A 10328-nucleotide genomic window follows, 5' to 3' on the forward strand; every position below is an offset into this window, starting at 1 on the left:
GTTCTATTCCTTCCCGCGGATCAGCTGTTGAAAGGCATGTTGAAAGCTTTCAACAGGCTCTTTGCTTCAGCATCGGTGGCGGCGGTAGTGCAGATTACGATATCCATACCCCAAGCCTCATCAACTTTATCAAAGTCGATCTCAGGGAACACGATGTGTTCCTTCATGCCCATGGCGTAGTTGCCACGGCCATCGAAAGACTTGCCCGAAATGCCGCGGAAGTCACGGATACGGGGCATTGCGATAGTGATAAGACGGTCAAGGAATTCGTACATACGCTCGCCGCGCAGGGTAACTTTGGCACCAAGAGGCATCTCTTCACGGACCCGGAAGCCAGCGATGGATTTCTTAGCGCGTGTCACCATGGCTTTTTGACCAGCGATGGCAGTCAGGTCAGCAGCAGCCGATGCCGGCTTCTTGCTGTCTTTAACTGCAGCTTTACCGGCGCCGATGTTCAGGACAATTTTGTCCAAGCGCGGGATCTGCATGTCGTTTTTGTAGCCGAACTCTTCTTTCATGGCGGCACGGATTGTGTCGACATAAACAGACTTCAAGCGCGGGGTGTATTTTGCGTCGTCAAGCATCAGATCACGTCCCCAGTTGTTTTGGCAAAACGCACCTTCTTGTCGCCGTCCATTTTGAAGCCCACACGTGTGGCCTTACCGTTGGCGTCGAGAAGCGCGAGGTTGCTCAGTTGGATCGGCATCGCAGTTGGAACGCGTCCACCTTGCGAGTTCTGGCTTTGCTTCACGTGACGGATGGCGACATTGACGCCTTCTACCAACGCTTTACCGGTCTTAGGGTTTACGGAAGCGATAACGCCTTCTTTGCCCTTGTCTTTGCCGGTCAGCACGACGATTTTATCGCCCTTTTTCAGTTTAGCAGCCATATCACAGCACCTCCGGGGCGAGCGAGATGATTTTCATGAAGTTCTTGCCGCGCAGTTCGCGAACAACTGGCCCGAAGATACGAGTACCTACAGGTTCGTTGTTGTTATTCAGAATAACAGCAGCGTTGCGGTCGAAACGGATGGCGGTGCCATCTTCGCGACGAACTTCTTTAGCGGTGCGAACAACGACGGCTTTACGAACGTCGCCTTTTTTCACACGGCCGCGTGGGATGGCTTCTTTAACCGACACGACAATAATGTCGCCGACGGATGCGTACTTACGCTTGGAACCACCCAAAACCTTGATGCACTGAACACGGCGAGCGCCGCTGTTGTCAGCTACATCTAGGTTGGTCTGCATCTGGATCATTTGATGTCTCCCGACCTTTGGGGACCGATGCCTCGGCCCCAGGGTTTCGAATAAATCGAAAAGTTATCGCTTAACCGACGATAACTTCCCAACGCTTGGTTTTGGACTTCGGCGCGCATTCTTGAATGCTAACCTGGTCACCCACGTTAAACGTGTTCTTCTCATCGTGAGCCCGGTACTTCTTGGACTTACGGATAATCTTCTTCATCACTGGGTGCTGAAAACGGCGCTCAACGGAAACTGTTACAGTTTGCTCGTTCTGGTTGCTGGTGACGACACCGGTCAGGATACGCTTAGGCATTAGTTAGCCTCCCCAGCTGCAGCTTGCGCTTTTTCATTCAGGATTGTTTTCACACGCGCAGCGCCGCGCTTTACGTCGCGCATACGTGCTGTGTTCTCAAGTTGGCCAGTGGCCTGTTGGAAGCGCAAGTTGAAGGCTTCCTTTTTCAGTGCGACAAGCTCTTCGTTGAGCTGGTCAGCAGTCTTCTCGCGAAGTTCGCTGGCGTTCATTGCCATTTCCTTTTTCATACATCGGAGGGCCCCTAAAAGAGGTCACCCTGATTCCAATGGAGTTCATGATGAAACGTGGCTTTAGACCCCTGCCCGACTTATTGCAAGCCCTGTCGCCAACTTGGCGCATATATCTGTAAAATAGGGGCTTACTTGCGCTCTGGGCTGCGGTATCACGGGTCCATGAACATCAAATCCCTCTTCGTGACCCGCCTCTATCAAGCCCGCCTTTCCGATCATGGCACTGCCATTGATCCGGAGGAGTTCGAGGACGAGTGCCTTGGCACCGCCGAGGATGACGAGGCTGGTCAAGACTGGTGCGAGGAAAACCAATTCGCGGGCTACACCAGCTACGCGTCGCTGACGGACCTGCCGTGGCGCTCACCGATCTTTAAAGCAGTGGTCGAGGCGCTGGATCAACATGTGGCCGCCTTCGCGAAGGATCTGGAGCTGGACCTAGACGGGCGCGAGCTGAAGCTGGAGGACATCTGGATCAACATCCTGCCCCAAGGCGGAATCCACACATCCCACATCCACCCGCATTCCGTCATTTCCGGCACCACCTATGTTGCCATGCCCGAAGGCGCGTCGGCGTTGAAGCTTGAGGACCCACGGTCCCAAATGATGATGGCCGCCCCAACCCGCCTGAAAGACGCCCGCGAGGAGATGCGGCAGTTCATCTATGTGAAGCCAGTGGTCGGGGACGTGCTGCTATGGGAAAGCTTCCTGCGCCATGAGGTGCCGATGAATATGTCTGAGGATGATCGGATTTCCGTCTCTTTCAACTACGCTTGGGCGTAGAGGGACGAGACGCGTGCGTGGCAGTTGCTCTTGCGTAGCAAAAGCAATGAGAGCGTCACTCGGTTGTTTTTGGACGCACCACTAGTTCAAATCCTAACTTTACTAGCCCTTTATGACGGTCTCGATGTAGAGCGTTTGAAATATCATCGAAATTACGCCCAACACTATCATCAAGAAACAGAGAGTGCTGAACACGGTCGCTCGGTTGGTAACCCCTAAAAGTACAAATGGAACAAAACCTGACGTCGTTGCGTCGTCCTTAAACGTGTAAAAAATTATAGTTGAAAAGAACAATATGCGCGGAGATGCGAGTGTAACCAATCAATGAGTGGTTGCCGCACTAGAATACTTGGACATGATGGCGTCGGGAAGAGTGCCAAAGGTCACTCGCTGAGTAAGGAACGCCATTGCAATTGAGACCGCCAACCAAGCTGTCCATTTCAAAAGTCGTCTATTCAGTGGGATGCTCTCAAGGATCATGATTTCTAGCACTCAAAATTACTAATACCCCGCAAGCCTCAATTCTAATCCATCTTTACTACTCACAAATCATCAAAACAAGAAGCCCCCGCCGATTTCTCAGCGGGGGCTCTTTTATATCAACCGTGGCGGAACGCGTGTTTTCTAGAAAACACGCTGCCTCCGCCTACGCCGCTCGCAAGCGAGCGACGGGATTACCAATCCTCGCGGACAACAACCCGTGTTTTGATCGGCAGCTTCATCGCAGCAAGGCGCAGGGCCTCACGGGCGATTGGCTCGGCCACACCGTCGATTTCAAACATCATACGGCCAGGTTTGACCTTACATGCCCAAAAGTCCACGGAACCTTTACCCTTACCCATACGAACTTCGATAGGCTTGGAGGTCACTGGCAGGTCTGGGAAAATACGGATCCAGACACGACCCTGACGTTTCATGTGACGCGTCATTGCACGACGGGCAGCTTCGATCTGGCGCGCAGTGATACGCTCAGGTTCAGTTGCCTTGAGGCCGTAGGTGCCAAAGTTCAGGTCTGTCCCGCCCTTTGCTTCACCCTTGATACGGCCTTTGTGCATCTTGCGGAATTTAGTACGCTTTGGTTGTAGCATTGTTCACGCCCCCCTTAGCGACGACCGCCAGCACCGCGAGGTGTTGGGCCGTCTTGGAGTTCCTGTTGCTTACGGTCACGCGCTTGTGGATCGTGTTCCATGATCTCGCCTTTAAAGATCCAGGTTTTGATCCCGATGATGCCGTAGGCAGTCATCGCTTCAACGTGTGCGTAATCGATGTCGGCACGCAAGGTGTGCAAAGGCACGCGGCCTTCACGGTACCATTCGGTCCGAGCGATCTCGGCGCCACCGAGGCGGCCAGCGAGATTGATACGGATGCCGAGGGCGCCCATGCGCATTGCGTTCTGTACCGAGCGCTTCATAGCGCGACGGAAGGACACACGACGCTCCAACTGCTGAGCGATGGACTCGCCAACCAGTGCTGCGTCCAATTCAGGCTTGCGGACCTCAAGGATGTTGAGGTGCAGCTCGCTGTCAGTGAACGCGGACAGCTTCTTGCGCAGTCCTTCAATATCGGCGCCTTTTTTGCCGATGATGACGCCTGGGCGTGCTGTGTGGATCGTGACGCGGCACTTCTTGTGCGGACGCTCGATGATCACACGGCTGATGCCGGCTTGTTTGCACTCGGTCTTGATGAATTCGCGCATCCGGATGTCTTCCAGAAGCAGATCACCAAAGTCCTTGCTTTCAGCGTACCAGCGGCTGTCCCAGGTGCGGTTGACCTGAAGACGCATGCCGATAGGATTTACTTTGTTACCCATTATGCTTGCTCCTCAGCTTGAACTTGGCGCACCTTGATTGTCAGCTCGGAAAACGGCTTGACGATCTTGCCGAACCGGCCACGGGCCCGCGGGCGACCGCGTTTCATGGTCAAGTTCTTGCCAACATAGGCTTCGGCCACGATCAGATCATCCACGTCCAGGTTGTGGTTGTTCTCAGCGTTCGCGATAGCGGACTGCAGGCACTGTTTCACGTCTTGCGAGATACGCTTCTTGGAGAAAGTGAGGTCGGACAAAGCCTTGTCCACTTTCTTGCCACGGATCAGTTGAGCAACGAGGTTCAGTTTTTGCGGGGAAGTACGGAGCATGCGCAGTTTTGCCATTGCTTCGTTGTCTGCCACGCGGCGGGGGTTCTTATCCTTACCCATGGCTTACTTCCTTTTCGCTTTTTTGTCAGCGGCGTGACCGTAATAGGTACGAGTTGGCGAATACTCACCAAACTTTTGACCGATCATGTCTTCAGTGACGCTAACTGGGATGTGCTTCTTGCCGTTGTACACACCGAAGGTGAGGCCAACGAACTGAGGCAGGATGGTAGAGCGGCGGGACCAGATCTTGATCACGTCGTTGCGGCTGCTTTCTTTCGCAGCTTCGGCTTTCTTCAACACATAAGCGTCGACGAAGGGGCCTTTCCATACAGAGCGAGACATCTATTAGCGTCCCTTCTTCTTGGCGTGACGCGAGCGGATGATCAGCTTTTGCGACGCTTTGTTCTTGTTGCGAGTACGTGCACCTTTTGTTGGCTTGCCCCATGGGGAAACCGGGTGACGACCACCAGAGGTCCTACCTTCACCACCACCGTGCGGGTGATCGATCGGGTTCATAACCACACCACGAACCGATGGACGCACGCCTTTGTGGCGCATACGACCGGCTTTACCGTAGTTTTGGTTGGAGTTGTCTGGGTTCGACACGGCACCAACGGTACACATGCACTCCTGACGGACGAGACGAAGCTCGCCGGAGCTCAGGCGGATCTGAGCGTAACCACCGTCACGACCCACAAACTGAGCGTATGTGCCCGCAGCACGGGCGATCTGGCCGCCTTTGCCTGGCTTCAACTCGATGTTGTGGATGATTGTGCCGATTGGCAGACCGGAGAACGGCATCGCGTTGCCCGGCTTCACGTCGGCCTTGGCCGATGCGACTACGGTGTCACCAACGCCCAGGCGTTGTGGAGCAAGGATATAGGCCTGCTCGCCGTCTTCGTATTTAACCAGTGCGATAAACGCGGTCCGGTTCGGGTCATATTCGATCCGTTCAACTGTAGCGGTGACGTCAAATTTCGTCCGCTTGAAGTCAACGATCCGGTAAAGACGCTTGGCGCCCCCACCCTTGCGACGCATTGTGATCCGACCGGTATTGTTCCGTCCACCATTTTTGGTCAAACCCTCTGTGAGAGCTTTGACCGGGCGGCCTTTCCAAAGTTCCGAGCGGTCGATCAGAACCAACCCACGTTGGCCTGGCGTCGTCGGCTTATACGACTTAAGTGCCATGCTTTCTGTCTTCCGTTTTGGAGCAGCGGGACTTACCGCTGCTTGGTTTATAGGGCCCCGAAGGTCCCCGAATTAAAGTGTTCTTGCGAACAACAGCAAAGCCCCAGACGAATCTGGGGCTTGGCCGATGTCGGTGTTTAGGTTGGAGGGTGTTTCGGGTCAAGGGGGATTGCAGCGCAAATCGCAGTACTTGTTGCTTCTATATTCAAACTTACACCCTATAGTCACTCGAAGAACCATTGAGGAACAAAAAATGTTAGCCATCATTGGAAGTTTAATTCTTGCTACCATCAGCTTTTTGTTAGGTAAGATATTCTCGGAGTCGGAAAAGATACTCGCCGAGAAAAGAAGCGCATACATAGATTTTTTGAACGTGCTACCGCCAACAAACGATGCATATCTTAATAATTCTGAGGAAGATTTTATACAGATGATGCGTCCATCGGAAGAGATGTCCCCTAGGCTTTTATTCTATGCAGACACCAATGTGGTTTTCGCTTGGAAGGCGCTTATCGAAGCCTATGGCTCCGCTCAATCAAACTTGAATCCAAGCTCTCCAGCACTCGCCGCAGAATATAAAGCACTGGCGCGTGCTCAGAACGACCTTGTTTTGGAAATGAGACGTGATGCGTTTCGTTGGTCAATATTTAATTACTCAGGAAAGTCGCGCTTGCCAACGCTCCAGCGTGAAAGACTAGACAACCACTAACAACGTACGCTGAGCACCGCCGGACCGAGGGATGGTGACCCTACGCAGGTTAATACCACTTTATCGCAGCCAAACTCGTCCACCACCAGACCACGCCACCCAGCCTCACCAAATCGCCAGCCCGTGGGACGGTCCGGCGATGCTCGGCGCCTGCGGCTTGATTCCGAGCTTTCGCACCCAAACACAAAAAAGCCCCGCTCAGCTGAGCAGGGCTTTTTCATTTCTATGCGCAGTGCGGGGTTGCCCCCTGCCCTACTTAAAGACCTGTGGAAACGTCGATTGTGTTACCTTCTTCCAAGGTAACATACGCCTTCTTCACGTCCTTACGGCGACCAGGCTGGCCGCGGAAACGCTTGACCTTACCTTTGGTGATCGTGGTGTTAACCGCTTTCACCTTCACGCCGAAGAGTGTTTCCACCGCTTCTTTGATCATCGGTTTGTTCGAGTCGATAGCGACCTCAAATACAACCGCGTTGTTCTCCGAGGCCAGTGTGGCTTTCTCGGTGATCAACGGCTTGCGGATCACGTCGTAGTGCTCAGACTTCGTGCTCATGACAGGCGAGCCTCCAGTGCTTCGAGACCGGCTTTGGTGATAACCAAAGTGTCGCGTTTCAGGATGTCGAAGACGTTCGCGCCCATAGTCGGCAGAACGTCCAGACCGGCGATGTTGCGCGCAGCTTGAGCGAAGTCAGCGTTCACGTCGGCACCGTCGATGATCAAAGCACGCTTCCAACCCAGCTCTTTAACCTGTGCGGCCAAAGTCTTTGTCTTCAGATCTTTGATGTCGATGCTGTCGATGATGACCAGCTCGCCTGCAACCGCTTTCGCGGACAGCGCGTGCATCAAACCAAGCTTACGAACCTTCTTAGGAAGGTCGTGGCCGTGGCTGCGAGGTGTTGGGCCTTTGTAGACACCACCACCGCGGAAGATCGGAGCCGAGCGAGCGCCGTGGCGAGCGCCACCGGTGCCTTTTTGGCGATAGATCTTCTTGGTCGAGTAGCTCACTTCCGAACGGGTCTTCACCTTGTGGGTGCCGGCCTGTGCGTTGTTACGCTGCCAGCGAACCACACGGTGCAGGATGTCCGCACGTGGCTCCAGGCCAAAGATAGCGTCAGACAGCTCAACAGAGCCGGCCGATTTGCCATCAAGTTTGATTGCATCAGCTTTCATCGGACGCATCTCCTTCTGGGGCAGCAGCTTCAGCTGGTGCTTCAGTTACAGCGGCGGAACGCAGCGCGGCAGGGAAGACAACGGTGTCAGCCAATGGCTTCTTCACGGCATCTTTAATGGTGACCCAGCCACCTTTGGAACCAGGTACGGCGCCTTTGATCATGATCAGGCCACGATCAACGTCGGTTTTAACAACTTGCAAGTTTTGCGTAGTCACGCGGGCAGCGCCCATGTGGCCAGCCATTTTCTTGCCTTTGAAAACCTTACCAGGATCTTGACACTGACCTGTCGAGCCGTGCGAACGGTGCGAAATCGAAACACCGTGAGTAGCGCGAAGGCCCCCAAAGTTGTGACGCTTCATAGCACCGGCAAAGCCTTTACCAATCGAGGTACCAGCTACGTCAACGTACTGGCCTTCGAAATAGTGTTCCGCGATGATTTCTTCACCAACGGCGATCAGGTTTTCCTCAGCAACGCGGAACTCAGCGACCTTGCGCTTAGGCTCCACCTTCGCAGCGGCGAAGTGGCCGCGCATAGCTTTGGATGTCCGTTTAGCTTTTGCAGTGCCTGCACCGAGCTGAACAGCTGTGTAGCCGTCCTTCTCCATGGTGCGGTTGGCAACCACTTCCAGCTTGTCGAGTTGAAGCACGGTAACAGGGATCTGCTTGCCGTCTTCCATGAAGAGGCGGGTCATGCCGACCTTCTTCGCAATTACACCAGAGCGCAACATATCAAGTAGCCCTCCTTAAACCGAAATCTGGACGTCAACGCCAGCAGCCAGGTCGAGCTTCATCAGCGCGTCCACGGTTTGCGGTGTTGGGTCAACGATGTCGAGCAGACGCTTGTGCGTACGGATCTCGAACTGATCGCGGGATTTCTTGTCCACGTGTGGGCCACGCAGAACGGTGAATTTTTCAATGTGTGTGGGCAAAGGGATCGGGCCACGAATGTCGGCGCCGGTGCGCTTTGCTGTGTTCACGATCTCTTGGGTGGATGCATCCAGGACCCGGTAGTCAAACGCCTTCAGGCGGATGCGAATGTTTTGGCTTGCTGCCATGACATATATCCCTCGAATGAGGTCTTAACGGATTGGAGGAGTACCGCTCATCGGAGCCCCTCATCGCGCCTATTTTCCAGAACAAAAGAAGGGCACGCATCGCGTACCCCTGTTCCGTGTGGGTGCTATAGACAGGGTTCGAGAGAGTCGCAACACTTTTTCTGACGGTTTTAAAATCCCCAGAGATTTTAAAGCCCGTGCGCAAGGTCATTTTGCGAACGCAAAGTGACAGCGACACCCTGTTGCTAATCTGGGTGCCGTGCACCCCTCTCTGTTGGTCACAAGTCGGGCGTCGCCAGACCGCGGGGTGGCGACGCAACACTGCTTCACACCACTTTATGGTAGCTGAACACATTCCTCATCGAGATGACGAGGCGAGGTCTCAATATCGCCAGCCCTGTCGGGCGGTCTGGCGATGCCCGGCGCGCTACGCGCTTGATTCCGGGCTAGTAGGAGTCTGGGGCTTTGTAGGGAAACTGTAATTCGGTCAGTCCCCGTCGCCGGCCCCTGACGTTTCATTGCACACCAATTCGATTAACCAGCTATCGCAAAAAGATATATCGCGGTAATTCCACGAGAATTTATCAGTCTCCGTAAAGCCTTCATCATATCCAAATTTTCTGGATGATGCGCTAGACATCAATTTTCTGAATTCTTGGCAATCGGAAATAATCGGAAAAAGGAAAGTGGTCATTCTTCCATTGGCTATCTGGTTGCGCATCTTCGAATCAACCTTCGAACTCAGCACTTCGTACAAAGCCAGAATCTGCTGATCTAATCGTTCGGTGGGAATAGATAGATCACCTTCGCAAACAAAGCGATCCTCATCCAATTCAAAAGTGTTCGAATACTCGTACACACCCGCAGGCAAACTAGTGCAAACGGGTTCGCTTAGTCCCAAAAAATTCAGAAAACGCAATTTAACTTCCTTCAGAGCACACCAACATCTCATACGGCCAAATCTTTGGGGAAAATGGACTCGAACGCAATGAATGCCCTAGATGAAAAAGGCCGCCCCGTTATGGAGCGGCCTTCTGTTTAGTCACAACCGAGTGGGTTCTCATTGCTCTTGCGAGCAACTGCCACCCACGCGGCGGCAGAGCCGCCGTTACTCAGTAATCTTGGATACAACACCCGCACCAACGGTACGGCCGCCTTCGCGGATCGCGAAGCGGAGGCCTTGCTCCATCGCGATTGGCGCGATCAGCTCAACGTCGAACTTCAGGTTGTCGCCCGGCATAACCATCTCAGTGCCTTCTGGCAGCTGAACTGTGCCCGTGACGTCAGTTGTCCGGAAGTAGAACTGTGGACGGTAGTTCGCGAAGAACGGTGTGTGACGACCGCCTTCTTCTTTGGTGAGGATATAGGCCTCAGCTTCGAACTTGGTGTGTGGTGTCACGGAACCTGGCTTGACCAGAACCTGACCACGCTCAACGCCGTCACGGTCGATGCCGCGCAGCAGAACGCCAACGTTGTCGCCAGCTTCACCGCGGTCCAG

General features: G+C 53.9%; 18 protein-coding genes. 2 read left to right on the forward strand and 16 right to left on the reverse strand.

Translation table 11 applies throughout. The annotated features are described in order from the left end of the window. Nucleotides 1–20: 20 nt before the first annotated feature. The 5 genes from rplE to rpmC all read right to left on the reverse strand — a co-directional run bounded on the left by rplE (nt 21) and on the right by rpmC (nt 1769). Complete coding sequence (gene rplE, locus BLW66_RS12060; RefSeq protein ID WP_089947409.1) at nt 21–584, reverse strand: 50S ribosomal protein L5; 564 nt, start codon at nt 582–584, stop codon at nt 21–23. Beyond that, nucleotides 584–889 (reverse strand): 50S ribosomal protein L24, encoded by a 306-nt coding sequence (rplX, locus tag BLW66_RS12065; protein WP_089947410.1) that lies wholly within the window; start codon nt 887–889, stop codon nt 584–586. The genes rplE and rplX overlap by 1 nt, the downstream gene beginning before the upstream one ends. A 1-nt stretch (nt 890) precedes the next feature. Continuing rightward, on the reverse strand, nt 891–1259 hold the full coding sequence (gene rplN, locus BLW66_RS12070) for a 50S ribosomal protein L14 (protein WP_008757934.1): 369 nt from the start codon (nt 1257–1259) through the stop codon (nt 891–893). A 70-nt stretch (nt 1260–1329) separates the two neighbouring features. Next, nucleotides 1330–1560: a 30S ribosomal protein S17 gene (gene rpsQ / locus BLW66_RS12075; RefSeq protein WP_089947411.1), complete on the reverse strand. Its 231-nt coding sequence runs from the start codon at nt 1558–1560 to the stop codon at nt 1330–1332. Then, nucleotides 1560–1769: a 50S ribosomal protein L29 gene (gene rpmC, locus BLW66_RS12080; protein WP_089947412.1), complete on the reverse strand. Its 210-nt coding sequence runs from the start codon at nt 1767–1769 to the stop codon at nt 1560–1562. The genes rpsQ and rpmC overlap by 1 nt, the downstream gene beginning before the upstream one ends. Nucleotides 1770–1952: 183 nt before the next feature. Here rpmC and BLW66_RS12085 point away from each other — a divergent pair, with 183 nt between their 5' ends. Further along, nucleotides 1953–2570, forward strand: a complete 618-nt coding sequence (locus tag BLW66_RS12085) for a TIGR02466 family protein (protein ID WP_089947413.1) — start codon at nt 1953–1955, stop codon at nt 2568–2570. 674 nt (nt 2571–3244) lie between these two features. Here the strand turns inward: BLW66_RS12085 and rplP are convergent. The 5 genes from rplP to rplB are packed head-to-tail and all read right to left on the reverse strand — an operon-like array spanning nt 3245 to nt 5894. Then, nucleotides 3245–3658 carry a 50S ribosomal protein L16 gene (gene rplP, locus BLW66_RS12090; RefSeq protein ID WP_089947414.1) on the reverse strand — a complete coding sequence of 138 codons (414 nt, stop codon included), beginning with the start codon at nt 3656–3658 and terminating at the stop codon, nt 3245–3247. A gap of 14 nt (nt 3659–3672) precedes the next feature. Further along, entirely contained in the window at nt 3673–4380 is a 708-nt protein-coding gene (rpsC, locus tag BLW66_RS12095) for a 30S ribosomal protein S3 (RefSeq protein WP_089947415.1), read from the reverse strand. After that, nucleotides 4380–4766, reverse strand: coding sequence for a 50S ribosomal protein L22 (rplV, locus tag BLW66_RS12100; protein WP_089947416.1), 387 nt, complete (start codon nt 4764–4766; stop codon nt 4380–4382). The genes rpsC and rplV overlap by 1 nt, the downstream gene beginning before the upstream one ends. Nucleotides 4767–4769: 3 nt before the next feature. Next, a complete protein-coding gene (gene rpsS / locus BLW66_RS12105) occupies nt 4770–5048 on the reverse strand; it encodes a 30S ribosomal protein S19 (RefSeq protein ID WP_089947417.1) in 279 nt (92 codons plus the stop codon). A gap of 3 nt (nt 5049–5051) precedes the next feature. Continuing rightward, nucleotides 5052–5894 carry a 50S ribosomal protein L2 gene (rplB, locus tag BLW66_RS12110; protein WP_089947418.1) on the reverse strand — a complete coding sequence of 281 codons (843 nt, stop codon included), beginning with the start codon at nt 5892–5894 and terminating at the stop codon, nt 5052–5054. Between the two features lie 253 nt (nt 5895–6147). Here rplB and BLW66_RS12115 point away from each other — a divergent pair, with 253 nt between their 5' ends. Continuing rightward, a complete protein-coding gene (locus BLW66_RS12115) occupies nt 6148–6603 on the forward strand; it encodes a hypothetical protein (protein ID WP_089947419.1) in 456 nt (151 codons plus the stop codon). A 256-nt stretch (nt 6604–6859) separates the two neighbouring features. On the opposite strand, the gene BLW66_RS12120 is transcribed toward BLW66_RS12115, so the two are convergent. From BLW66_RS12120 to BLW66_RS12140, 6 genes are all read right to left on the reverse strand, one after another. Then, nucleotides 6860–7156 (reverse strand): 50S ribosomal protein L23, encoded by a 297-nt coding sequence (locus BLW66_RS12120; protein WP_089947420.1) that lies wholly within the window; start codon nt 7154–7156, stop codon nt 6860–6862. After that, nucleotides 7153–7773: a 50S ribosomal protein L4 gene (gene rplD / locus BLW66_RS17790; RefSeq protein ID WP_139254565.1), complete on the reverse strand. Its 621-nt coding sequence runs from the start codon at nt 7771–7773 to the stop codon at nt 7153–7155. The genes BLW66_RS12120 and rplD overlap by 4 nt, the downstream gene beginning before the upstream one ends. After that, a complete protein-coding gene (gene rplC / locus BLW66_RS17795) occupies nt 7763–8503 on the reverse strand; it encodes a 50S ribosomal protein L3 (RefSeq protein WP_139254566.1) in 741 nt (246 codons plus the stop codon). Before rplC ends, rplD begins: the two co-directional genes overlap by 11 nt. Nucleotides 8504–8518: 15 nt before the next feature. Further along, nucleotides 8519–8830, reverse strand: coding sequence for a 30S ribosomal protein S10 (gene rpsJ / locus BLW66_RS12130; protein ID WP_089947421.1), 312 nt, complete (start codon nt 8828–8830; stop codon nt 8519–8521). Between the two features lie 487 nt (nt 8831–9317). Then, the gene (locus tag BLW66_RS12135) at nt 9318–9749 is read right to left on the reverse strand and encodes a hypothetical protein (RefSeq protein ID WP_089947422.1); all 432 of its coding nucleotides are present in this window, start codon (nt 9747–9749) and stop codon (nt 9318–9320) included. A gap of 189 nt (nt 9750–9938) precedes the next feature. Beyond that, the coding region (locus BLW66_RS12140; RefSeq protein ID WP_483099574.1) for an EF-Tu C-terminal domain-related protein at nt 9939–10328 on the reverse strand (390 nt) is incomplete at its 5' end.

This window comes from Litoreibacter albidus (genome assembly GCF_900107015.1).
In the GTDB taxonomy this organism is placed as follows: Bacteria; Pseudomonadota; Alphaproteobacteria; order Rhodobacterales; family Rhodobacteraceae; genus Litoreibacter; species Litoreibacter albidus.

What these genes read in the sequence shown, in the direction of transcription:
- rplE (WP_089947409.1), bottom strand. Translation starts at nt 584, where the DNA reads ATGCTTGACGACGCAAAATACACCCCGCGCTTGAAGTCTGTTTATGTC.
- rplX (WP_089947410.1), bottom strand. Translation starts at nt 889, where the DNA reads ATGGCTGCTAAACTGAAAAAGGGCGATAAAATCGTCGTGCTGACCGGC.
- rplN (WP_008757934.1), bottom strand. Translation starts at nt 1,259, where the DNA reads ATGATCCAGATGCAGACCAACCTAGATGTAGCTGACAACAGCGGCGCT.
- rpsQ (WP_089947411.1), bottom strand. Translation starts at nt 1,560, where the DNA reads ATGCCTAAGCGTATCCTGACCGGTGTCGTCACCAGCAACCAGAACGAG.
- rpmC (WP_089947412.1), bottom strand. Translation starts at nt 1,769, where the DNA reads ATGAACGCCAGCGAACTTCGCGAGAAGACTGCTGACCAGCTCAACGAA.
- BLW66_RS12085 (WP_089947413.1), top strand. Translation starts at nt 1,953, where the DNA reads ATGAACATCAAATCCCTCTTCGTGACCCGCCTCTATCAAGCCCGCCTT.
- rplP (WP_089947414.1), bottom strand. Translation starts at nt 3,658, where the DNA reads ATGCTACAACCAAAGCGTACTAAATTCCGCAAGATGCACAAAGGCCGT.
- rpsC (WP_089947415.1), bottom strand. Translation starts at nt 4,380, where the DNA reads ATGGGTAACAAAGTAAATCCTATCGGCATGCGTCTTCAGGTCAACCGC.
- rplV (WP_089947416.1), bottom strand. Translation starts at nt 4,766, where the DNA reads ATGGGTAAGGATAAGAACCCCCGCCGCGTGGCAGACAACGAAGCAATG.
- rpsS (WP_089947417.1), bottom strand. Translation starts at nt 5,048, where the DNA reads ATGTCTCGCTCTGTATGGAAAGGCCCCTTCGTCGACGCTTATGTGTTG.
- rplB (WP_089947418.1), bottom strand. Translation starts at nt 5,894, where the DNA reads ATGGCACTTAAGTCGTATAAGCCGACGACGCCAGGCCAACGTGGGTTG.
- BLW66_RS12115 (WP_089947419.1), top strand. Translation starts at nt 6,148, where the DNA reads ATGTTAGCCATCATTGGAAGTTTAATTCTTGCTACCATCAGCTTTTTG.
- BLW66_RS12120 (WP_089947420.1), bottom strand. Translation starts at nt 7,156, where the DNA reads ATGAGCACGAAGTCTGAGCACTACGACGTGATCCGCAAGCCGTTGATC.
- rplD (WP_139254565.1), bottom strand. Translation starts at nt 7,773, where the DNA reads ATGAAAGCTGATGCAATCAAACTTGATGGCAAATCGGCCGGCTCTGTT.
- rplC (WP_139254566.1), bottom strand. Translation starts at nt 8,503, where the DNA reads ATGTTGCGCTCTGGTGTAATTGCGAAGAAGGTCGGCATGACCCGCCTC.
- rpsJ (WP_089947421.1), bottom strand. Translation starts at nt 8,830, where the DNA reads ATGGCAGCAAGCCAAAACATTCGCATCCGCCTGAAGGCGTTTGACTAC.